The sequence below is a fragment of the Bartonella heixiaziensis genome (assembly GCF_046245125.2).
GTDB lineage: Bacteria > Pseudomonadota > Alphaproteobacteria > Rhizobiales > Rhizobiaceae > Bartonella > Bartonella heixiaziensis.
In genome coordinates this window covers 992,362-1,016,837 of the sequence record NZ_CP176404.1, presented here as the reverse complement: position 1 = coordinate 1,016,837, position 24,476 = coordinate 992,362, and the positions used below count along the sequence as shown (strand labels likewise).

Below are 24,476 nucleotides of genomic sequence, written 5' to 3'. Positions count from 1 at the left end.
ACGAAATTCCCCCTCCTCTGATAAGGATACACGAAAAACTTTATCAATAAAGTATTCATTTTATGTATTTGGAGAACTTTTTCAACGCATTTCTGTTGCTGCTTCTATTCCTACAATTGCAAGTCCTGATGATAAAATGTTCATGATAGCTTGTATTAATCCTAATCTGGCAAATGATAGTTCCTGATCATCAGGCTGAATAAAGCGTAAATCGGGATTATCACTTCCTTTATTCCAATGGGCGTGAAAGTTGGAAGCAAGGTCGTAGAGATAAAACGCTAATCGATGTGGTTCTTTATGAACTACAGCCTGTTCAATAACACGTGGATATTCAGAAAGTTTGCGTATTAAGGATACCTCATTGTCATCTGTTAATCGATGAAGATGTAGAATCAATGTATGATTTGATATATTTTCAATATGAAGTGTCTCTTGCGCTTGACGAAAGACTGAGTGACAACGCGCACTTGCATATTGTACGTAAAAGATGGGGTTATCTTTTGATTGTTCTGTCACTTTGGCAAAATCAAAATCAAGAGGTGCTTCACATTTACGGTATAGCATCATGAAACGCACTGGATCACGGCCAACTTCTTCTACAACATCACGCAGCGTGACAAATGATCCTGCTCTTTTCGACATGCGTACAGGTTGACCGTTGCGAAAGAGTTTTACCAATTGACATAAGAAAACGCTCAATTTGGCTTTATCGCCAGAAATTGCTTTTGCCATCGCTTCCAACCGCTTTACATAACCAGCGTGATCTGCGCCTAGAATATAAATCATTTCATCAAAGTTACGATTGAATTTATCACGAAAATAAGCAACATCAGCAGCAAAATAAGTGTAAGAACCGTCAGATTTAACTAAGACACGATCTTGATCATCTCCAACATCAGTTGAACGGAATAACGTTTGTTCGCTTGGTTCCCAATCTTCAGTGTTTTGTCCTTTTGGTGGTGGAAGTTTACCTTTATAGATATAACCATTTAAAGTAAGGTCATTAATCGTATTACGAATAGCGCGCGCTTCATCAGCATAAAGCATTCGCTCTGAGAAAAAGAGATCATGATAAATATTAAGAGCAGCCAAATCTTTGCGAATCATTGACATCATTTCGTGAATTGCGCGCTCTTTCACGATAGATAAAGCTTCCTCTTTATCCATAGTGAGTAATTGATCACCAAACTCTTGAGCAAGCGATTGACCCAATGGTATCAAGTATTCACCCGGATATAATCCTTCTGGAATTTCATTAATTTTTTGTCCGAGAGCTTCGCGATAACGCAACAGTACGGAGTGGGCGAGTACTTCGATTTGTTGCCCAGCATCATTAATGTAATATTCTTTTGTAATGTTGTAACCAACAAATTGCAGCAAATTGGAGAGAACATCTCCAACAACGGCACCACGGCAGTGTCCTACATGCATTGGACCGGTCGGATTTGCTGACACATATTCAACATTAATGCGTTTTCCTTGTCCCATTGGAATACGACCGTAAGATATGCCTGTTTCAAGCATGGATTTTATTGCATCTTGCCAAAACGATTTTGTAAGCTTGAAGTTGATAAATCCAGGACCGGCAACGTCTATACTGTCGATAGAGGCATCATTTTTGAGAAGTTCTATGATCTTCTCTGCAAGTGCGCGTGGATTAAGCCCAACAGACTTTGCAAGAATCATAGCAGCATTGGTTGATAAATGCCCATGTGAGGAATCGCGAGGGGGATCAACGGTGATTTTTGATAAATCTAATTCTTTCCCATTTTTTTCTTTTATATCAGATAATTCGAGTAATTTTTTAATTTTTTTCTCGAAATTTTTAAAGACATTCATATTCAACTTCCATAAGTATATTCGAAATCAATTAAACGAAATTATTCGCATCGTCAAATAAGCGATGGTATTCACGTAAAGCATAGTGATCGGTCATACCTGATAAAAAGTCTGCAATAAGACGCGCTAATTCTTGATTTGTTAGGTGCGCTGTTTTGCTATGCCAGCTTTCAGGCATTACGTTAGGATTTTCATAATAATAGCCGAATAATTTTTGTACAATGCATTTCGCTTTCTTACGGCGACTGAGAACTTGATCATGATAATAAAGATTCTTAAATAAGAATCCCTTCAACTCTTTTTCATGAACAGTCATCGTTGGCGAAAAGGTAACAATGGTCTGTCCTGCTTGATGAACATCGTTGATGCTTGTTGGTTTGATGTGCATCAAGTTTTCTTGTGATTGTTTAATAACATCTTCAACCATGGTTGTTATCTGTCTACGCACGAGTTCATAGCCACGCCGAGTCTGATCGAGCTTTGGATAGTCTTGTTTTATACCTTTTAATAATAACGCGGTCAGTGAAACATGTTCGAATTGATCAATTGTTAAAAAATGCGAACGTAAACCATCATCAATATCATGCGCATTATAAGCAATATCATCAGCAATAGCTGCACATTGCGCTTCTAGTCCGGGAAAGCAGTTAAGCTCAAGATCTTGCTTTGTATTATATTGCAAAATATCAATAGGAACATCTTTACTCTTAGCATAAGGGCCTAAAAGGGGGCCATTATGTTTCACAAGTCCCTCGAGTGTTTCCCAAGTAAGGTTAAGTCCATCAAAATTTGCATAGCGTTGTTCCAGTTTTGTAACAATGCGTAACGCTTGCGCGTTATGATCAAAGCCGCCATAATGTGCCATTGCTTCGTTGAGGGCATCTTCTCCTGCGTGACCAAAAGGTGTATGCCCAAAGTCGTGAACAAGGGCAATGGCTTCGGCAAGATCTTCATCAAGACATAGCGCACGGGCTAATGTTCGTGCAATTTGTGAAACCTCTATCGAGTGCGTCAGACGTGTACGATAATGATCACTTTCATCAGCGATAAACACTTGAGTTTTATGTTTAAGACGTCGAAATGCATTAGAATGAATAATCCGATCTCGATCTCGTTGAAAAGGTGACCGTATACTACTCACAGTTTCATGAAATAATCTGCCACGGCTTGTCTGTGGGTTAGCGCTATATATTGCTCGAGATTGGTAATTATAATTTATATTGCTTATATCCATTGTAAGCTGTCTGTTCTCATCGTAAATTTAGATTGGTTTATTGTTAATAAATTTCTATTTATTTGGGATACTCTTTCTTGACAGCTTAATGCAAGGATATATGAAAAATGAGTGTGAATATTTCAGATGCTGCTGCAAAGCGAATTGTACAGATAGTTTTGAAAAATCCTGATAAAATAGGTTTACGCATTTCCGTTGAAGGTGGTGGATGCTCTGGTTTCTCTTATAAATACGATTTGGTTTCTGAAAGTAGGGAGGATGATCTTATTCTCAAAAAAGATGGGGCAATTGTATTGATTGATTCAGTATCTCTCCCCTTTATGGAGGGTGCTGAAATTGATTTTATTGATGATCTTATGGGGCAGTCTTTCCAGATTCGTAATCCCAATGCTGTCTCATCATGCGGCTGTGGTGTAAGTTTTTCAATTTAGAATGGTAACTTTATAATATGCTTCTTGAAAAGATTATTGCTTTAGTCAACAATGCAAAAATGGCTGTTTTAAGAAAAATATTGCATCGATCTTTATGGTTATGCGTGATGCTTATCCCTTTGATTTGGGGTGGTTATGCCTTTTCTGAGGAAGGGGGAGGGCAAGGTTACCAACAAAAACAACCAACAAGTTTTATTGTAAAATCGCAAGACTCTGAAAAAGAAAATTTCGTTTCTCAGACCCAGCTCATATTGCATGCTCGACTTACAAAAACTAGTGAAGAGATTATGAAAGGGCTTGTATGGCGGATTTATGCACCCATCCTAGGGACTGATAACAAATTACCATTAATTGCTACTTTTGAGGGAGGGAGTGCGTATTTTGATTTAGAGCCAGGGAGCTATCTTGTTCATGTTTCATTTGGTCATGCAAGTGCGGTGCAGCGCGTAAACTTAGAAAGTGGACAGCGTCTTATCAAAAATTTCAATCTTGATGCTGGTGGTATTATTTTTAATGCTACATTGCTTAACGGTACAATCAACGAAAAGGAACTCCGTTTTACGATATATGAGGATGCAAAAGAAAATGATGAAACAGGTGTGATTTTATCAAATGTTAAGCCTCGATCAATCGTACGTTTGAAAGCTGGCAACTATCATGTTGTTTCCCAATATGGTTCCATTAATGCTATTGTTCGTTCGGATATTCAAGTGGATGCAGGTAAAATTACTGAAGTGAGTCTTGAACATCAAGCAGCTCAAATCGTCTTAAAGTTGGTACGTCAGGAAGGAGGAGAAGCATTAGCAGATACGAGTTGGTCTATTACCAATGATTCTGGTGATATCATTTATGAAACTGTTGGTGCTTATGTTTCTCTGGTATTAGTTGAGGGTGATTATATTGCGATTGCTAAAAATAAAGATCAGATTTACCAAAGGCTCTTTTCCGTTGTTTCTGGTCATGATGAAGATGTGAGTGTGATAGCAGATGTAAAAAATACACAGAGAGTCGATGATTCTATGGATTAGCTATCATTTATGAATATAAACTGTAGTTGAGAGTGGATATAAGGTTTTGGTTTTAGAATTTTCCGCATTGAGTGTATTTTTTGCTGGTGCGTTGTCTTTTTTATCGCCGTGTGTTTTGCCGTTGGTTCCTCCCTATTTATGCTATATGGCAGGTGTTGGTATTGATGATTTTCGTTCAGAAAAATGGAAGGGAAAAGCGCCTGTACGCTTAGCGCTTTTATTTTCTGTCCTTTCTTTTGTATTTGGTTTTACAACTGTTTTCGTTGCTTTAGGTGCTAGTGCGAGCACACTTGGCAAGTTTATCGGTTATTATCGTGATTGGTTCGCAATTGCTGCTGGAATTATCATTATCGTTTTTGGTTTAAACTTTTTAGGAGTTTTTAAAATTGGTTTTTTATTTCGTGAAGTGCGGTTTCAGACACGCAAAATTCCTGCTGGACCTTTAGGAGCTTATATAATTGGTTTAGCTTTTGCATTTGGTTGGACTCCATGTATCGGCCCAATTTTAGGTCCCATTATAACACTTGCTGGAACAAAAGAAACTGTCGGTGAAGGAGCTTTTCTTTTAGCGATCTATGCGTTAGGGCTTGGGGTGCCCTTTGTGTTAGCAGCTCTATTTTCGAGCAGCTTTATGAGATTTTTAGGAGCTTTTCGTGTTCATTTGGGAAAAATTGAAAAGATTATTGGACTCTTTCTCATTATTACAGGTATTCTGTTTTTAACAGGCTCTATGCAGGATCTTTCATTTTGGCTTTTAGAAAATTGTCCTTTATTGAGTCATGTTGAAGCTCTTCGTTGGGATGATGTTACAAGTCTCTTTGGTTTTTCTCATTAATTTTGTGTGCTTTTATGGTTAGAAAATGTCTTTCTATTGTTCTCGCGGCAGGTGAAGGGACGCGTATGAAGTCGTCTCTTCCCAAGGTCCTTCATAAAATAGCTGGGTTACCACTTATATGCCATGTGATAAAACAAATGCAATTGCTAGACTCTTCACAATTAGCAGTGATTGTGGGATCTGGTGCTAAAGAAGTTGCTAAAGTTGTTGAATCCTATGTGAAAAATGTAATGCTTTTTGAACAAAAAGAGCGTTTAGGGACTGCTCATGCTGTTTTATCGGCGCGCTTAGCTTTGCAGGAAGGCTTTGATGATATTCTCATCGTTTTTGGTGATACGCCTTTGATTGAGCAAGATTTATTGCTGCGTATTCGTGCACAGCTTACTGAAGGGGCAGATGTTGTTGTAACTGGTTTTTATGCCACTGATCCAACAAGTTATGGGCGTCTTGTCAAGAAAAATGGTAAACTTATTGCGATTGTAGAAGAAAAAGATGCAAGTCATGAAGAGAGAAAGATTTCTTTGTGTAATGGCGGGATAATGGCCATGAATGGGAGGTACGCACTTTCTCTTTTAGAGAAGGTCAGTAATGACAATTTGAAGCAAGAATATTATCTTACAGATATTGTTTCTATTGCATCGCGTGAAGGGTTAGATGTTCGAGTTGTTGAAGTGCCTTTTGGTACTGTTAGAGGCGTTAATAATTGTTTTGAGCTTTGTGAAACTGATGCTTTATGGCAAAAGCGCAAAGCACGCGATTTGATGTTGTCTGGTGTTACAATACTGAAACCAGAAAGTGTTTATTTTTCTTATGATACAGAAATTGAACCGGATGTCGTAATTGAGCCAAATGTTTATTTTGGACTGGGGGTAAAAGTACACTCTGGTGCAGTTATCCGTGCATTTAGTTACTTGGAAGGTGCTGTTATTGGTACGGATGCGCAGATTGGGCCTTATGCACGTTTGCGTCCTGGAACAGAGTTGGCACGATTAGTAAAGGTTGGAAACTTTTGTGAAATTAAACAAGCAAAAGTAGGAGAAGCCTCTAAGATTAATCATTTGAGTTATATTGGCGATGCAGAAATTGGTGCACATAGCAATATTGGAGCTGGTACGATTACTTGCAATTATGATGGATTTCACAAATATAAAACAGTGATTGGTGATGATGCCTTTATTGGTTCTAACTCAGCACTCATTGCTCCATTGATTATTGAAAAAAGTTCTTATGTAGCTTCAGGAAGTGTTATTACTGAAAATGTGCCTATGAATAGTGTAGCTTTTGGGCGAGCACGACAGGTGATAAAAGAGGATTGTGCTGCAAAGTTGCGTGCACGTTTGTCGATAAATAAACAAAAGAGGTGATTTTTCACTTTAACTCTTGGCTTTATAAAGATCTGAGCATTGTGCAAAGACTTGTTCTTAGGTATTTCCATACCATATTCGGTGTATATGATCTTTTAGAGTTTTTAATCAGGCTGTTGGATTATTTTATCGGGTTATTATAAATCTCGGATGTGAATTGGAGCTTTTTAATGTGCGGAATTATCGGAATTCTTGGAAATAGGCCTGTTGCATCCTCTTTGATTGATGGTTTGAAGCGTCTCGAGTACAGAGGATATGATTCATCTGGTGTCGCAACGGTTTATAAGGGGCGGCTTCATCGTATTCGAGCTGAAGGTAAGCTCATTCATTTAGAAGAAAAGTTAAAGATAACACCTTTGAAAGGTAATCTAGGAATTGGTCATACGCGTTGGGCTACACATGGAGTTGCTGTAGAGCGGAATGCTCATCCTCATTTAACTGAACGGATTGCAGTTGTTCATAATGGTATTATCGAAAATTTTTCAGAATTACGAAAAGAACTCATTGAAGATGGTTATGTTTTTGAAACAGAAACTGATACGGAGGTTGTTGCTCATTTAATTACGCACGCACTAAAAAGCGGTCTTTCTCCGCAAGAAGCGACTCGCACGAGTTGGAAAAAATTGCAGGGTGCTTTTGCTCTTGCTCTTATTTTTGAAGGTGAAGAGGACCTTATAATTGCTGTTCGTTCTGGTCCACCTTTGGTGGTTGGTTATGGGAGGGATGAATTTTTTGTAGGGTCAGATGCAATTGCTTTAGCTTCATTTACAGATCGTATTAGCTATATGGAAGATGGTGATTTGGCTGTTCTCACGCGTGAGGGAGTAAAAATTTATAATGTAGATAATCAGCTCGTAGAGCGTCCTATTACAACATTGTTTGATGGAAATCTCTTAGTTTCTAAAGGAAATCACCGTCATTTTATGCACAAGGAAATGTTTGAGCAACCTGACGTTATTTCTCATAATTTGGCACGTTATCTTGATCTTGGAAATTATACAGTTCGCTTATTTGAAGATTTGATTGATTGGAAAAATATTAATCGATTGCTCTTTGCAAGCTGTGGAACGGCTTATTATTCAACTTTGGTTGCACGCTATTGGTTTGAGAGTTTGGCTGGTTTAAGTGTTGATAATGATGTGGCTTCGGAGTTTCGTTATCGTGAGCCACCTATAACACCTGATATCTTGCCAATATTTGTTTCTCAATCTGGTGAAACGGCTGATACATTGGCATCTTTACGTTATTGTCGCGAGCGTGGTGTGAAAACGGCGACAATTGTCAATGTCGAGCAATCAACAATGGCAAGGGAAGCTGATTTTGTTTTACCGACATTAGCTGGTCCAGAAATTGGTGTTGCTTCAACAAAAGCTTTTACATGTCAATTATCAACTCTTGCTTCAATGGCGCTGAGTGCAGCTAAGCAACGTGGATGTTTATCAGAGAATACAGAACAGCAGTTAATTCGGCAATTGGCAGAAGTGCCGCGGATTTTAAATGAAGTTTTAAAGCTAGAGGAAAAAATTGAGACTATTTGTCGTGATTTGATGAACGTAAAAGGGGTTTTTTATCTTGGACGTGGTACTTCTTATCCAATTGCTTTGGAAGGAGCACTAAAATTGAAGGAGCTTTCTTATATTCATGCTGAAGGTTATGCAGCGGGTGAGTTAAAACATGGACCAATTGCGCTGGTTGATGAGACACTCCCAATTATTGTTGTTGCACCTTATGATAAGTGGTTTGAAAAAACGTCTTCTAATATGCAAGAAGTGGCAGCACGCAATGGCCGTATTATTTTGATAACGGATAGAAGAGGAGCAGAAGCAACTTGTCTTGATACGTTTTCGACAATTATTTTGCCAGATGTTCCAGAATTTATTGCGCCTCTTATTTATGCTTTACCCATTCAATTAATCGCATACCATACAGCTGTTTTATTGGGAACAGATGTTGATCAACCACGTAATTTAGCAAAATCGGTAACGGTTGAGTGAGGAATAATTTTTTATCTTTCGAGTGTTTGAAAGATGATTAAACGTGTAAATTATAAAAAAGTATTTGCAATAAATTATATAAAGATTTTTTAACATTAGCCTGCACGTAAAAGCCGAGTAGCATCGTCGCGCTCAAAAAGATGAAGCAGCAAGCGTAAAGCTTGTCCTCGTTCTGAGGAAAGATTGGCATCACGTTGTAAAAATAAACGTGCGTCTCTTCTTGCCATTAACAAAAGATCACTATGTGCAGCAAGATTTGCTATATGGAATTCAGGCATACCTGATTGTCGTGTTCCTAAAAGCTCACCTTCTCCTCGTAAACGCCAGTCTTCTTCAGCAATTTTAAAGCCATCTTCTGTATTACGTATAATATTAAGGCGTTCTGCGGCCATTTTTGTAAGTGGATCTTTGTATAGTAAAATACAGGAGGACTTTTTTTCTCCTCGTCCAACACGTCCACGCAATTGGTGCAATTGTGAGAGACCAAAATGTTCTGCATGTTCTATAACAATGATTGAAGCGTCAGGAATATCAACTCCCACTTCAATAACCGTGGTTGCAACTAAAATGCATATATCTCCACATTTAAAAGATGCCATTGCTGCCTCTTTTTCATCTGTAGACATTTTTCCATGGACCATGCCAACACAGGAGCCAAACCGTTGATGGAGAATAGCAAAGCGGTTCTCAATTGAAGTAAGTTCAAGAGTTGTTGATTCTTCGACAAGAGGACAAATCCAATAAAGTTTTTCTCCTTTTTTTAACGCAGATGCAATTCGTTCTATCAGTTCATTGATCCGTTTTAAAGGAATTGTTGCTGTAGTAATTGGTTGTCGTCCAATTGGTTTTTCTGTAATTTGGGATACATCCATATCACCAAAAGCTGTTAAGACCAGCGTGCGTGGAATAGGGGTAGCGGTCATTACCAGCATGTCTGGTTTATGGCCTTTTGCTGTAAGAGCAAGACGTTGATGTACTCCAAAACGGTGCTGCTCATCAATAATGGCTAATGCAAGATTATTGTATGTAACGCTTTGTTGTATGAGAGCGTGTGTACCAATGATAATAGAGGCTTTTCCTGATAGAATGTCCTTCAGAATATTTGTGCGTAATTTTCCTTTTTCTCGTCCAGTTAAAAGAGTTGTTTGTAATCCGATCTTTTCGGCAAGAGGAGCGATTGTAGCAAAATGTTGTCGAGCCAGAATTTCTGTTGGTGCCATTAAAGCTGACTGTCCAGAATTTTCAGCAATCTGTGCACTTGCCATTAGTGCAACAACAGTCTTTCCTGCTCCCACATCGCCTTGGAGAAGCCTTAACATGGGTTCGGGTGATGCCAAATCTTTTTCAATATCTTTTATCGCTTCACTTTGTCCATTTGTTAGCTGGTAGGGCAAGGTTTTCAGTAATTTTTTAGTATAGGTGCCATTTGAAGGGCGAGACGTTCCGACAAGAGATTTTGTTTTCAAACGCACGAGGCCAAGAGCCAATTGACAAGCGAGCAATTCATCATAAGCAAGACGTTTGCGTGCTGTACTGTGTAAGGATAAATCATCAGGATCTACGGGGGAGTGGATGCGACGTAAAGCAACAGAGAAAGAAGAAAAGTTTTGCTGCTTTTTGACGCCTTCCTCTATCCATTCTGGTAACAAAGGAATATATTCAAGGGAATTTTGTATCGCATGTCTTAGTGTTTTTGCTGATAATCCAGCAGTAGAGGGGTAGATAGGTTCGATTAAGGGAATCTGATTTAATTGCTCGCTTGGCACAATATGATCTGGATGAATCATTGAAAGCTGATCCTTAAACCGCTCCGCTTTCCCTGATACAATAACCTTTTTTCCTTCTGGGAGTTGTTTTTTTAGCCAAGAAGGTTGGGCATGAAAAAATACTAAATTTATTATTCCTGTTGGATCATGAGCGATAACGCGATAAGGAAGACGGCTACGGCTCGTCGGTGGAGGTTGGTGTTGATCGATGATAATTTCAAGAGTAAGGGTAATTCCTTCCTGTGCGAAGGCAATGTTAGTCCGCATTCTGCGATCTATAACGGAGTGGGGCATCAATCGGAGAAGATCGATAAGGGTGGCCTCACGTTGCGTAGGATTAATGTTTAAGACTTTAGCCATTAAGCTATATACTTTAGGAGAAATCCCCGAAAGGGTACGAATGGAGCTAAAAAGAGGGGTAATAAGGCTGGGGCGCATAAGGGAATTTTTAGCTTGCTCTTTTTGTTTTTTCTAGTGCTTTAAAGGAGTTTTTTAGAATAAATCATCTAAAAGTAAGCTCTTTATTTACACTTTAAATTTTAAGAAGAAAAATGAGTATTCATACAACAAATATAATATGAATAGTACAAAAAAATCTCATATCAGTATGATACGCCGTCTTTTGTTTTTGTGCGTTTGTTATTTAACTCTATTGGCATTTTTCTAACGGCATTTAAAGCATGAAGTATAAATAAGGTTAGAATTTTTTCTGGGTATACAAGAGTTTTAAAGTTATAAACTTTTAGCATAATGGACTAAAATGTCGTCTATTACGAGGCTGGTAATAGGTGTCATTTGGTATTTATTTTGTGATGGGAAATTGTGAGAGTGTCAGAAAATAAAAGCAAAATACGAGATGGTAAAAAATCTTTCCCTCGTTTTATTCATTTAAGGGTGCATTCAGCTTATTCATTGCTTGAGGGAGCTTTAAAGATTCAACAAATTATTCAACATGCCATTTCTGATGATATGCCGGCGGTAGCTATTACAGACACGAATAATTTGTTTGGTGCTTTAGAATTTTCTCAATATTGTTTTTCTCATGGTATTCAACCTATTATTGGTTGTCAGCTTGCAATTGATTTTGATGATGAAAATCGTCTTCCACATTTAGTCAAATGGCACTATCCTTCTGATTTTTGCTCTATTGTATTGTTGGCTGCTAGCGAAAGTGGTTATGCGCATTTGGTGCGATTGGTTAGTCGTGCTTATCTTGATAAGCATGATACTGATCCTCCTCATATTAAAGCAGATTGGTTATTGTCGCACAGTGAAGGATTGATCGCTTTGACTGGTGGCAGAGGTGGTCCTCTTAATTTGGCTTTGGCAGAAGATAAAAAAGCACGAGCCGTTGAACGTTTAAATTATTTGAAAACAATTTTTGATGACCGTCTTTATATCGAATTACAACGGCATGGCTCTTATGATCGGAAGGTAGAAGCTGCACTTGTTGAATTAGCTTACGCACATGATGTTCCTCTTGTTGCGACGAATGAAGCTTTTTTTCTGGATAGGAAAGGATATGAAGCTCATGATGCTTTGATGGCGGTTGCAGAAGGACAAATTGTCTCTAATCCAGAGCGTAAACGTGTGACACCAGATCATTATTTGAAATCACAAGATGAAATGGTTGCATTATTTTCTGATCTTCCAGAAGCTTTAGAAAATAGCGTTGAAATTGCGCTACGTTGTCATGCTACTACACCAATTCGAAAACCAATTTTACCTCGTTTTATAGAGCAATCTATGAATTCAATTTATACTTTAGAAGATGAAGATAATGAATTGTTAAATCAGGCTAAATCTGGTTTAAAAATGCGCCTTGAGACAATTGGTTTAGCAGCAGGCTATTCTATAACAGATTATGAGCAGCGGCTTGATTATGAAATTTCAGTTATTACCCGTATGCATTTTTCTGGCTATTTTCTTATCGTTTCAGATTTTATAAAGTGGGCAAAAGTTCACGATATTCCTGTTGGACCGGGACGTGGTTCTGGTGCTGGTTCACTTGTTGCTTATGCCTTGACCATTACTGATGTTGATCCATTGCGTTTTTCTCTTTTGTTTGAGCGTTTTCTCAACCCAGATCGTGTTTCTATGCCAGATTTTGATATTGATTTTTGTCAAGAACGGCGCGAGGAGGTCATTCGTTATGTTCAGAAAAAATATGGACGTGATCAAGTCGCTCAGATTATTACGTTTGGTAAATTGCAAGCGCGTGCAGTGTTGCGTGATGTTGGGCGTGTTCTAGAAGTGCCTTATCGTCAAGTTGATTATCTTACAAAATTAATTCCTGCTACACCCGGTAGTCAGGTTGAATTGGCAGATGCCATCAGGGACGAACCAAAATTTAAGGAAGAAAAGAAAAAGGAGCCCGTTGTTGGGCGCATGTTGGATATCGCACTTCAGCTTGAGGGGCTTTACCGTCATGCATCCACCCATGCTGCAGGGATTGTTATCGGTGATCGTCCGTTATCAGAGCTTGTTCCAATGTATCGTGATCCGCGTTCTGATATGCCAGTAACGCAATTTAACATGAAGTGTGTTGAACAGGCCGGGTTGGTGAAATTTGATTTTCTTGGATTAAAAACGCTTACTATTTTGAAAATGGCAGCGGATTTTGTTGTACGGAAGGGTATAAAAATAGATTTATCACATATCCCTCTTGATGACGAAACGACTTACGCCATGATGGCGCGTGGTGAAACGGTTGGTGTATTTCAAGTTGAAAGTTCTGGTATGCGTAAGGCACTGATCGGGATGAAGCCAGATCGCATTGAAGATATTATTGCACTTGTTGCACTTTATCGTCCTGGTCCAATGGAGAATATCCCAACGTATAATGCACGCAAACATGGGGAAGAAGAAATTGCTTCTATTCATCCTAAAATAGATCATCTGGTTAAAGAAACACAAGGTGTTATTGTTTATCAAGAACAGGTAATGCAAATTGCGCAAGAGCTTGCTGGTTATTCGCTTGGGGAAGCGGATTTATTGCGTAGAGCTATGGGCAAAAAGATTCATAAAGAAATGCAACAACAGCGTACGCGTTTTGTGAGTGGGGCTGTTGCGAGTGGTATTAATAAAGATCAGGCTGATATTATTTTTGATCTTTTAGCAAAATTTGCAGATTACGGTTTTAATAAATCTCACGCTGCTGCTTATGCAATTGTCTCTTATCAAACAGCTTATATGAAAGCACATCATCCCGTTGAGTTTTTAGCTGCTTCCATGACATATGATATGACGAATACGGATAAATTAAATGATTTTCGGCGTGAAGCGCTAAGACTGGGTATTAAGGTTATTGCACCTTCGGTACAAACATCACACCGCATTTTTGAGGTTGGTGAAAATTGCATCTATTATTCTCTTGCTGCCATTAAAGGTGTGGGGGAAGCTGTCGTTGATCATATCGTATCTTGTCGCGGAAATAAATTTTTTAAGAATCTAGAAGATTTTTGTGAACGTGTTGATCCTCGTATTGTTAATAAGCGCGCGATGGAAAGTTTGATTTGTGCTGGTGCTTTTGATTGTTTTAATATTGCACGCGAGGTTTTATTGGCGAGCCTTGGAACTCTTCAAGCGCGTGCACTTCGTATTCTTGATAACAATTCTAGCGGACAGACTGATATATTTGGGATGACAGACGGACTAAAAGAACCTTTACTTCTATCGCACACAGCTCCGTGGTTACCGGCTGAAAAACTTTATCGGGAATTTCAAGTCATAGGTTTTTATTTTTCTGCTCATCCGTTAGATGAGTATCAAGCTATTCTTGCTAAAAAACGCATTCAGACTTGGATTAATTTCTCCAATGCTGTTAAGGGAGGAGCAACTGCTGCTAGGCTTGCTGGAACTGTCGTGGCAAAACAAATTCGCAAAACAAAATCTGGTAAGAAAATGGGGATTATCCAATTTTCTGATACGAGCGGACAGTATGAAGCAGTTCTATTTTCCGAAGGGCTTTTGATTTATGAGGATATGCTAGAGCCAGGAAAATCCTTTATTATTACGGTGAGTGCAGAAAATCGTTCTGAAGGGATTAGTTTGCGACTTGAGACAGTCCAATCTTTAGAAAAGGGAGCCTTACAGAATCATAAAATGATGCGTCTCTTTATAAAAACTGTTGATATGCTTCCACAAATTGAACAAAACTTAAATCCTAGTGGTAACGGAGAGGTAGGGTTGATTTTGATTCAAGAGGAGGGATTGCGGGAAGTAGAAATTACGCTTCCAAAGCGATATAAAATAAACTCACGTGTGGTGAGTGCTATGAAATCAATTCATGGTGTTGTCGATGTGGAGTTAACTTAAATCAATAATTATAAAACGGTTGTTTATTTTGAGTTGCATCGTTTTTTATTAGAATGTTAAATTTTTACATCGAATTAGATTATGAATCTTTCTTTTATTTCTGTATTTTATGATGGGTTTCTAACATATGAATTCAAGAAAATTTAGCTCGTCATATCCATAGTTTTCAAAACAATTTGAGGTTTTTAACTTTTATAAGTCTTTCCTATATATTTTTTTATTTCATTTTTTGTTTGGTTCATAGCATCATACATATAAAGCCAATCAAGGCTAGACATAATGCTTTCTGGAGTACGAAGTTTCATAATGAGGTTACGCGCAATAGCTATGGGGCCTGTTGCGTGATAGGTTAGCCTGTTAAAATCTCCACGCTTTTTTACCGCTGCAATGCGGGTTTTTCGTATTTTTTCGTAAAGTGAAAGAGCTTTTGTCAAGGGAAGATCTTTCAGTGAGAGCACTTCAGCTAATGTGGCGGCATCTTCTATTGCCATAGCAGCACCTTGTGCTGCAAATGGTAAGGCTGCGTGTGCACAATCACCCACAAACACTTGCCGCTCTAACCCTAAAAAACGATTGTGGTTCATTTCAAAGAGTGGCCAATAGGTCCATTCATCAATATGGTCAAAGATCTGCAAGATTTGCAGATTCCAGTCTTTAAAAAGAGATTTAAGCTTTTCTTTGTTCCCCTTCTGAGCCCATTCTTTTTCTGAATTTTCTCCGTGCGTAATGGCTACAAAATTAAAAACTTTTGCTGATGCTTGAATGGGATAGACAACAAGATGATTTCGTGGACCCATCCAAGCAGTAATCGTCTGCATATTTTGTAATAAAGAACAAAAACTTTTAGGAAGATTTTTAAATTCTGTTGTTGCACGCCAAGCAATAAAACCACTAAAATCTGCTTTTTCATGAAAAGGAGCTAAGTGCCTTAGTGTTGACCAAACTCCATCGCATCCGATAAGGAGAGAGGTTGAATAAAACTGGTGATGTTCTGTTTCGGCTTGTTGATCAGTTTTTATTGTTTCTATATTAATGCTGTTGGTTTCGGTTTGGATAGATGAGACAATAGCTTCACCTGTTTTGTATTTGATAAGGGGATTCTCAATAACAGCATTATATAAAGCTTTTTGTAAGTCGGCTCGATGAATCGTAATATACGGAGCCTTCCACTTTTTTTCAGATAAATTGATAAGATTAGAGCGTAGATGCGTTTTTAGAGATACTCCATCTCTTAACTGGAGAAAATGGGGTGTTATACTTACTTCGATGAGTTTGCTAAGAATTCCCCAGCGATCAAGAATACATGTAGCATTTGGAGTGAGTTGAATACCAGCGCCTACACTCTCAAGCTGTTGGCACTTTTCGATAATGGTGCTTGTAATTCCTTTACGTGCAAGCGCTAAAGCAGAGCTTAATCCAGCAATCCCTGCTCCGACGATGATTGGTGATTGATTCATTTGTTATTTCATATTGGAAAAAGCAGAGAGTGTAAGTGTATTATAGTAAATTCTTTGGCTGATAGAGACATCCTATTGGGTTTGTTTGATTGTATTGTAGTGAAGGATTATAGCAATAAAGCGTTGAACAATAAGGACAAATTTTTTCATCCATTGATCCCATATCGATAAAAATATGGGGGTGATCAAATGGTTGCGTGGCGCCTACACACATGAATTCTTTTACACCAATTTCGATTGTTTTATATCCTAGGTCGTTTTGGAAATGAGGAATGTTGTGATCAGCCATGGTGTAAAAACTCCGGATAAATTGTCCTATAAGGAATGATTTTGACCTATATTCATCAGTTTGTAATAAAGATTATTATAATGCAAGGTGATTTTAAAGATAATTTACGAGTTGGAATGCTTCCAAGTATTTTTAAATCTTAAAACGTAAATTTCATGAGAAAAATTGTTCATCGATATGTTGTGATAACGGTAACATATCGTAAAGCGTTATGTGGGATATTTAATTATAAGACTTTCGGAGAATATAAAGGAAGATTAGCTAGAATATATGGAACAGAGGGCGAAAGATCAGATTTTTATGTCGGATATAACAATGAAAAATCCGGCGCGATTTATTAACCGAGAATTTTCATGGCTACAATTTAATAATCGAGTGTTGATGCAAGCAGCTAATCCGAAGTATCCCTTATTAGAACGTGTACGATTTCTTTCAATTTCAGCAACAAATCTTGATGAGTTTTTTATGGTTCGTGTTGCTGGTCTTGTTGCTCAAATTCGAGCTAAAGTCACAACGTGCAGTGCAGATGGGCATACACCGCAGGAGCAACTCGATATAGTCTTGACTGAGATTTCACATTTGCAGGCTAAGCAGCTGCGAGAATTGAGTGTGTTACGTCATGAATTAAAACAGAATAATATTGAAATTATTTGTCCTAATGAGCTTTCACAAATTGAAAAGTCATGGCTCGAAAAATATTTTCTTGATATGATTCTTCCTGTTTTAAAACCTTTGCCAGTTGATCCTGCGGGTTCTTTTCCATTTATTCCTAATTTAGGGCTTTCATTTGCTCTGCAATTGTCTCAATGTGCTGGTCAACACTCATTCATAGTGTTGTTGCCTCTCCCAACAACTTTAAGACGTTTTATTCCTCTTCCTCGAAAGGGCAAATGTTTTCGCTTTATTGCGTCTGAAGATATTATGAGCCTTTTTATGAGCCATGTATTTCCTGATTATCAAGTTGATGGAATTGGTACATTTAGGGTGATTCGTGATAGTGATATTGAAGTAGAGGAAGAGGCTGAAGATCTTGTTCATTTTTTTGAAACTGCGCTTAAAAGGCGTCGCCGTGGGCAGGTTATTCGAATTGAATTTGATGCAAGAATGCCAGAGAATTTACGCCAATTTATAACAAATGGACTTGCTGTTCCTGATGATTGTATAAATGTTTTCGATGGATTTTTAGCACTTGGTATGGTATCTGAGATTGTTTCTATTTCACGCGATGACCTAAAATTTTCTCCTTATAAGCCTCGTTTTCCTGAATACTTTTGTGGGCATAATGGTGATTGTTTTGCTGCTATTCGTGAAAATGATATCGCGATTCATCATCCTTATGAATCATTTGATGTTGTTGTACAATTTTTACGTCAGGCAGCTCATGATCCTGATGTTGTTGAAATCAAACAAACCCTTTATCGTACATCGAATGATAGTCCGATTGTCAGCGCTTTGATTGATGCTGCAAAACAGGGAAAATCGGTGACCGCTTTGGTAGAACTTAAAGCACGTTTTGATGAGGAAGCTAATATTCGTTGGGCGCGTGATCTTGAACGTGCAGGCGTTCAAGTTGTTTTTGGTTTTATTGAATTAAAAACACATGCTAAGATGTCATTTGTTGTGAGGCGTGAAGGAAAACGTCATCGTTCTTATGTTCATCTTGGAACTGGAAATTATCATCCAATTAATGCTAAAATTTACACTGATCTTTCGTTCTTTACTGCTGACGATGATATTGGCCATGATGTTGCATTATTGTTCAATTATATCGCTCAATATGTGCGTCCAAATGAAGCAATGAAGATTGCTTTTTCCCCTTTAACATTACGCAGTCGTATTCTGAAGCATATTGAAGGAGAAATTAGCAATGCGCAACAAGGGCGGTCTGCTGCTATTTGGATGAAAGTTAATGCATTAGTTGATCCTGAAATTATTGATGCTTTATACTGTGCCAGTCAAGTAGGGGTGCAGATCGATCTGGTCGTGCGTGGTATATGTTGTTTGCGCCCGAGTATTCGGGGGATTTCGGATAATATTCGTGTAAAATCAATCGTAGGGCGTTTTCTTGAACATAGTCGGATTTTTTGTTTTGGTAATGGGGGAGATTTACCTAGTGAAAATGCGCTTGTTTATTTGGGATCCGCTGATATGATGCCTCGTAACCTTGATCATCGTGTTGAAATATTAGTTCCAGTTTTTAATAAAATTGTTCGTCAACAGATTCTTTTACAAATTATGTTGGCTAATATTATTGATAATCAACAAAGCTTTGATATACTAAGCGATGGAACATCAAAACATATAACACCGCAAAGAGGTGAGAGTCCATTTAATGCGCAGGAGTATTTTATGAGCAATGCAGGTCTTTTGGGGTGTAAAAAATCTTTTGGATCTTCCGCTTCACGTTTGATGATGTTGCATCGGCAACGAGCTGAAGTGCGTAAAGACTGAAATCCTATGACATATATAAATGCTCAAGGTCGGCTAAAGGGGCGTAAGCCTATCGCCGTTATTGATATTGGCTCAAATTCTGTTCGGCTTGTTGTTTATGAAGGTCTTGTTCGTTCACCAACAGTTTTATTTAATGAAAAGATTCTCTGTGGTCTAGGTCAAGGTGTTGCAAAAACTGGATTTTTAGAAGAAAAATCGATAGAAATGGCATTGCGAACACTGAAACGGTTTCGTGCGCTTTGTCAACAGATTGGTGCAGATGAGGTTTATACTCTAGCAACAGCAGCAGCGCGAGAAGCAAAAAATGGGTTAGCGTTTATTCAAAATGCTGAAAATATCTTACAAAATAAAATATACCTCCTTTCAGGAAGTGAAGAGGCTGTTTATTCAGCCTATGGGGTTATTTCTACGTTTTATCAACCAAAGGGTATTTCTGGTGATCTTGGGGGCGGAAGTCTTGAACTTATTGATATTGATAATTCTACTGTAGGGAAAGGAATAACTCTGCCGTTAGGTGGTTTACGGTTACAGTATATGTCAAATAATGATATTGCTGTGGCCGCAAAAATTGCACGTGAGCAGTTTTGTACATCTGCTAACGTTTATAAAGGTATGGCACGCTATTTTTACGCAGTAGGAGGGACGTGGCGTAATTTGGCAAAGCTTCATATGGCAACCAAACACTATCGGCTCCCTGTTATGCATGGCTATGAAGTTGATGCGGTTGAGATGGAGGGTTTCTTGCATCTTGTAGCAAGTGACAGTATTGATAATATGAAAGGGATTTCAGCTGTTTCACAGAATCGTCGTCAACTTTTGTCTTATGGGGCGATCGTTCTTATTGAGCTTATTCAGTGTATGGGAGTTGAAAAGATAATCTTTTCTGGAGCTGGAGTCCGTGAGGGTTTTCTTTATTCAAGATTGCCACAGGAGATTCGTAGTTCAGATCCTCTCATTGCGGCGTGTACAGAAATGGCTATCCTACGGGCGCGTTCACCAAAGCAGGCAGAAGAACTCATTGGTTTCACGTCTAATGCTTTTGAAGTTTTTGGAATTTCAGAAACTGAAAATGAATGCCGTTACCGTAAAGCTGCCTGTCTTCTGGCAGATATTGGTTGGCGTATACATCCAGATTATCGTGGAAATGAAGCAGCTAATCAGATAGCATTAGGGTCTTATTCGGGAATTTCTCATGAGGGGCGCCTTTATGCTGCGCTCGCTGTTTTTTTTCGCAATACGGGTTCGCTTATTGAAGAAGAATCCCCCTCCATTTTTCAATTAGCAACTAAAAATATAATTGAGAAAGCACGCATTCTCGGTGAAACTATGCGTATTGCTAATCTTTTTAGCGCTTCGACCTCAGGAATTTTACCTCACTTATCATGGCAAAAAAAAACAGATCATATTGTATTACACATCCCAAGATGTTACGCTGATTTATTAGGGGAACGCCCTCTCGGGCGTTTGAAGAAATTGTCAAAAATAATAAAGATACCTCTCGCTTTTGAGATTTTCTGATTCTTTTCTTACTAAATTTAGGAGTTCATCCTTATCTTATGAAGTGCTTTTCTACATATTTTCTTGTTATGCAATTTTATCTTTTGTTTATTGAGTTTTGATTTTGATCATATATTTATCTTTCATGATATGACAATGTAAGGCTTACACCTTTCTAGTTTGCATGCAAAGCAAGCTGTTATTTTTTTAATATTGCGAGCTATTGTTATAGAAAAGCATGTTTTAAATTGAAAGCTTTCTGTTTTTTCTAGATTTTTTCTATACTGAGATTGGTATCTTATTGGCTTTGACTAAAATTCAGCAATTGTTCTTCAACAAATATTAAACTTTTTAAATTTTAGCAGGTTTCCTTTGCTATATTTATATTGGCTATGGAGCGCATTCTCCTACAATCATTAATATAAAAATGAATAGCTTAACAATTTTTCTGAAAAGAGAGGGCTCAATTTTTTTTAAAAAAACTCTCCTACATTCTTGTGAATAAAAGCGCTTTATTTTGCAGACGAAGTTGCAAAATTTTGCTGTTTTGAACTTTGTGCAATTTTATACTAAACGAAGATGGAGGATCCTCTTTATAACGTTTTGTTGTGTTAATCTCAGAATACAAATAGTTGAAATTTTCTTTATAAATTAAAGCTTTTTGGTATTTATTTTTCCGTTGCTAAGATAAAACCCTATTTTACCCTTTAGCATTTCTTCAGCTTTTTGACCAAATATTTCATAGCGCCAACCATTCATAGCGGGGATATTTTTCTTTACTCCCCCATTTGCGATTTTTTCTAAATCATTAGAAGTTGCAATAATTTTGGGTGCAATGCCATTTTCGTTTGCAACGAGTTTTAAGAGCACTTTAAGAAGATCGATTACAGCAGTTGTTGTATCATTGTGTGGATTATGTTTAGGAAGAGCAGGTAAAGAAGAAAGATCGACTTCGAAGCCTTCGTTGATAGCTTTGATTAATGTCTGCGTGATTGAGAGCTTATCCCAGTTTTTATGAAGACTACGCAAACATTTCAATGCAGACTCATCTTTCGGTTGCTGGATTGCGATTTCGATCAGGCATTCATCTTTCATGATATGACGACGCGGAACATTATATCTTCGTGCTTCGCGTTCACGCCAAGCTGCTATTTTTTGTAATATGGCAAGCTCACGCTTTTTTTTGACTTTTCCTTTCACTTTTTTCCATGCTTCATCTTCTGGCATATCGTAAGTTTTTGGTGTTAATAGGATAGCTATTTCGTCATCCATCCAGTGTGTGCGTCTGTTTTTCTCTAGTTGTTTTTTCAATAAAAGGTAAACGTCTCTTAGATAGGTTACATCGGCAAGAGCATAGAGCAGTTGTTTTTCGGAAAGAGGGCGGTAGCTCCAGTCTGTAAAACGTGATGATTTATCAATGTGATGACCTATGCAGCGTTCTACAATTTGATCATAGGAGATAGAATCACCAAATCCGCAGATTGATCCTGCTATTTGGGTGTCGAAGAGAGGATAAGGAATGACACCTCCAAGATGATAAATTGTTTCGATATCTTGGCGTGCAGCATGAAAAACTTTAACAATGTTTTTATTTGCCATGAGATCAAAAAATGGCTTTAGATCAATATCTGGTGCTAGTGGATCAATGAGCACTGTAGTATTTGGTGATGCAAGTTGGATTAAACACAGTTGAGGCCAAAAAGTTGTTTCACGGATAAATTCAGTGTCTACTGTTACAAAATCAGATGCGCGTAAAGCGGCAAGTGCAATTTCAAGATCTGTTGTTTGTGTAATAAGACTCATCATTTTATTATAACCAGATAAATTAAATTTGTCTTTTATTGACTTTTTTTTCGAGTCTTTATCCTCATATCTTGACAAATGGTTCCTAAAAAGGGTTTGTAGCGCATGTTAAACATTATAATCAAAGGCAAAAACTATGCACCGTTATCGCAGTCATCATTGCGCGGCTCTTCGTAAATGTGATGTAGGAACACAAGTTCGTCTTTCAGGGTGGGTTCATCGTGTTCGTGATCATGGCGGAATCCTTTTTGTAGATTTACGTGATCATTTTGGAATCACACAAATTGTTGCTGATCCTGCTTCACCAGCTTTTAAAAGTATCGAGAATGTACGTTCTGAATGGGTCATTCGTGTGGATGGGGAAGTGCGTGCCCGTTCTGATGAGGTGATTAATACAAACCTTCCAACTGGCGAGATTGAAATTTTTGCAAAAGATGTAGAAATTCTTTCAAAGTCTGATGAGCTTCCTCTTCCTGTTTTTGGCGAACCTGATTATCCAGAAGATATTCGATTGAAGTATCGTTTTCTTGATTTACGTCGCGAAACTATGCACAAAAATATCATGCGACGCACCGAAATTATTGCTGCCATTAGAAGATACATGCAGGATAATGGTTTTACAGAATTTACTACGCCACTTTTAACTGCGTCATCCCCGGAAGGTGCGCGTGATTTTTTGGTTCCAAGCCGTATTCATCAGGGAAAATTTTACGCATTGCCACAGGCACCACAACAGTACAAACAGTTGTTGATGATGTCAGGTTTTGATCGTTATTTTCAAATCGCTCCATGTTTTAGAGATGAAGATCCACGAGCAGATCGTCTTCCAGGTGAATTTTATCAATTAGATGTTGAAATGAGTTTCGTTGAACAAGAAGATGTTTTGGCAACAATGGAACCCATTATGCGTTCTCTTTTTGAAGAATTTGCCAATGGGAAGCTTGTAACCCAAAGCTTTCCTCGTATTTCATACGATGAAGCAATGCGAAAATATGGCTCTGATAAACCTGATTTACGCAATCCGATCATTATGGAAGATGTTTCTCAACATTTTTATGATTCTGGTTTTAAAGTTTTTTCTCAGATTTTAGCGAATGATAAAAATGCACAAGTGTGGGCTATTCCGGCTAAAACGGGTGGAAGCCGTGCTTTTTGTGATCGTATGAATGTATGGGCACAAGGTGAGGGACAACCAGGACTTGGTTATATTTTCTGGCGTGAAGATGGAGGGAAGTTTGAAGGAGCAGGGCCTATTGCTAAAAATATTGGTGAACTGAAGACGGAAGCACTCCGTATACAGCTTGGACTTGAAAGTGGTGATGCCTGTTTTTTTGTTGTAGGAGACCCCAAAAAGTTTTCATCTTTTGCTGGAGCCGCTCGCACAAGGGTAGGGGAAGAATTAAATCTTGTTGACCGGGATTGTTTTTCTTTAGCGTGGATTGTTGATTTTCCATTTTTTGAATGGAATGAAGATGAAAAAAAGCTTGATTTTGCACATAATCCCTTTTCAATGCCGCAGGGTGGAAAAAATGCTCTTGATTGCCAAGATCCTCTTACTCTTAAAGCTTTTCAGTATGATCTTGTTTGCAATGGTTATGAGATTGCATCAGGTGGAATCCGTAATCACTCTCCAGAAATGATGCTTAAAGTTTTTGATCTTGCTGGTCTTACTAAAGAAGTGGTCGAAGATCGTTTTGGTGGTCTTTATCGTGCTTTTCATTATGGGGCTCCTCCGCATGGCGGTATGGCGGCTGGTGTTGACCGTGTTATTATGCTTTTGCAAGGCGTAAAAAATTTACGTGAGGTTGCTTTGTTTCCTATGAATCAGCAAGCGCTTGATCTCTTGATGAGTGCTCCATCTGATGTTTCTACTGCACAATTACGTGATTTAGGGATTCGAGTTTCTCCTACTCCTAAAAACGTTTAGTAAATTTGTCCAAAGATAGTTAATAAATATTGATTATATGTGTGTTAAAACTTCATGCTTAAATTGTATAAATGTCTATATTTCGTATAATAAATTCAAGTATATAATTTTTAAATATCTTTAAATATTGTAAAATAGATTATAGATATACGTATTTATAATAAAAATTTATTTTGTTATTTTTTCTAAAAATGATTATTTCTATTTTTTAGGATAGATATTTTTTACTTTATTCTGTTTTTTC

15 protein-coding genes are annotated in these 24,476 nt (G+C 38.0%); 9 read left to right on the top strand and 6 right to left on the bottom strand.

Annotated features, from left to right (window positions below; genetic code table 11):
• Positions 1 to 81: 81 nt before the first annotated feature.
• Together argS and ACKC4Y_RS04420 are read right to left on the bottom strand one after the other, a co-directional pair.
• The gene (argS, locus tag ACKC4Y_RS04425; protein ID WP_409362094.1) at positions 82 to 1,839 is read right to left on the bottom strand and encodes an arginine--tRNA ligase; all 1,758 of its coding nucleotides are present in this window, start codon (positions 1,837 to 1,839) and stop codon (positions 82 to 84) included.
• Between the two features lie 31 nt (positions 1,840 to 1,870).
• Positions 1,871 to 3,073 (bottom strand): deoxyguanosinetriphosphate triphosphohydrolase, encoded by a 1,203-nt coding sequence (locus ACKC4Y_RS04420; RefSeq protein ID WP_409362093.1) that lies wholly within the window; start codon positions 3,071 to 3,073, stop codon positions 1,871 to 1,873.
• A 107-nt stretch (positions 3,074 to 3,180) separates the two neighbouring features.
• On the opposite strand from ACKC4Y_RS04420, the gene ACKC4Y_RS04415 reads away from it, so the two are divergent.
• The 5 genes from ACKC4Y_RS04415 to glmS all read left to right on the top strand — a co-directional run bounded on the left by ACKC4Y_RS04415 (position 3,181) and on the right by glmS (position 8,725).
• Positions 3,181 to 3,504, top strand: coding sequence for a HesB/IscA family protein (locus ACKC4Y_RS04415; RefSeq protein WP_409362092.1), 324 nt, complete (start codon positions 3,181 to 3,183; stop codon positions 3,502 to 3,504).
• A 17-nt stretch (positions 3,505 to 3,521) separates the two neighbouring features.
• The gene (locus ACKC4Y_RS04410; protein WP_409362091.1) at positions 3,522 to 4,532 is read left to right on the top strand and encodes a carboxypeptidase regulatory-like domain-containing protein; all 1,011 of its coding nucleotides are present in this window, start codon (positions 3,522 to 3,524) and stop codon (positions 4,530 to 4,532) included.
• A 46-nt stretch (positions 4,533 to 4,578) separates the two neighbouring features.
• A complete protein-coding gene (locus tag ACKC4Y_RS04405) occupies positions 4,579 to 5,367 on the top strand; it encodes a cytochrome c biogenesis CcdA family protein (RefSeq protein WP_409362090.1) in 789 nt (262 codons plus the stop codon).
• A 14-nt stretch (positions 5,368 to 5,381) separates the two neighbouring features.
• Positions 5,382 to 6,731, top strand: a complete 1,350-nt coding sequence (gene glmU / locus ACKC4Y_RS04400; protein WP_409362089.1) for a bifunctional UDP-N-acetylglucosamine diphosphorylase/glucosamine-1-phosphate N-acetyltransferase GlmU — start codon at positions 5,382 to 5,384, stop codon at positions 6,729 to 6,731.
• A 170-nt stretch (positions 6,732 to 6,901) separates the two neighbouring features.
• Complete coding sequence (gene glmS / locus ACKC4Y_RS04395; RefSeq protein WP_409362088.1) at positions 6,902 to 8,725, top strand: glutamine--fructose-6-phosphate transaminase (isomerizing); 1,824 nt, start codon at positions 6,902 to 6,904, stop codon at positions 8,723 to 8,725.
• Between the two features lie 95 nt (positions 8,726 to 8,820).
• On the opposite strand, the gene recG is transcribed toward glmS, so the two are convergent.
• Positions 8,821 to 10,929 carry an ATP-dependent DNA helicase RecG gene (gene recG, locus ACKC4Y_RS04390; protein ID WP_409362087.1) on the bottom strand — a complete coding sequence of 703 codons (2,109 nt, stop codon included), beginning with the start codon at positions 10,927 to 10,929 and terminating at the stop codon, positions 8,821 to 8,823.
• A gap of 390 nt (positions 10,930 to 11,319) precedes the next feature.
• Between recG and dnaE the strand changes: the two genes are divergently transcribed.
• Positions 11,320 to 14,808, top strand: coding sequence for a DNA polymerase III subunit alpha (dnaE, locus tag ACKC4Y_RS04385; protein WP_409362086.1), 3,489 nt, complete (start codon positions 11,320 to 11,322; stop codon positions 14,806 to 14,808).
• A gap of 185 nt (positions 14,809 to 14,993) precedes the next feature.
• On the opposite strand, the gene ACKC4Y_RS04380 is transcribed toward dnaE, so the two are convergent.
• Both ACKC4Y_RS04380 and ACKC4Y_RS04375 read right to left on the bottom strand, forming a co-directional pair.
• On the bottom strand, positions 14,994 to 16,265 hold the full coding sequence (locus ACKC4Y_RS04380; RefSeq protein WP_409362085.1) for an FAD-binding protein: 1,272 nt from the start codon (positions 16,263 to 16,265) through the stop codon (positions 14,994 to 14,996).
• 40 nt (positions 16,266 to 16,305) lie between these two features.
• Positions 16,306 to 16,554: a zinc-finger domain-containing protein gene (locus tag ACKC4Y_RS04375; RefSeq protein ID WP_409362084.1), complete on the bottom strand. Its 249-nt coding sequence runs from the start codon at positions 16,552 to 16,554 to the stop codon at positions 16,306 to 16,308.
• Positions 16,555 to 16,824: 270 nt separating this feature from the next.
• Between ACKC4Y_RS04375 and ACKC4Y_RS04370 the strand changes: the two genes are divergently transcribed.
• Positions 16,825 to 19,005 carry an RNA degradosome polyphosphate kinase gene (locus tag ACKC4Y_RS04370; RefSeq protein WP_409362083.1) on the top strand — a complete coding sequence of 727 codons (2,181 nt, stop codon included), beginning with the start codon at positions 16,825 to 16,827 and terminating at the stop codon, positions 19,003 to 19,005.
• Between the two features lie 6 nt (positions 19,006 to 19,011).
• Complete coding sequence (gene ppx / locus ACKC4Y_RS04365; protein ID WP_409362082.1) at positions 19,012 to 20,523, top strand: exopolyphosphatase; 1,512 nt, start codon at positions 19,012 to 19,014, stop codon at positions 20,521 to 20,523.
• A 630-nt stretch (positions 20,524 to 21,153) separates the two neighbouring features.
• On the opposite strand, the gene rnd is transcribed toward ppx, so the two are convergent.
• Positions 21,154 to 22,308 (bottom strand): ribonuclease D, encoded by a 1,155-nt coding sequence (gene rnd, locus ACKC4Y_RS04360; RefSeq protein WP_409362081.1) that lies wholly within the window; start codon positions 22,306 to 22,308, stop codon positions 21,154 to 21,156.
• Between the two features lie 133 nt (positions 22,309 to 22,441).
• Here rnd and aspS point away from each other — a divergent pair, with 133 nt between their 5' ends.
• A complete protein-coding gene (gene aspS / locus ACKC4Y_RS04355) occupies positions 22,442 to 24,232 on the top strand; it encodes an aspartate--tRNA ligase (protein ID WP_409362080.1) in 1,791 nt (596 codons plus the stop codon).
• Positions 24,233 to 24,476: the final 244 nt, after the last annotated feature.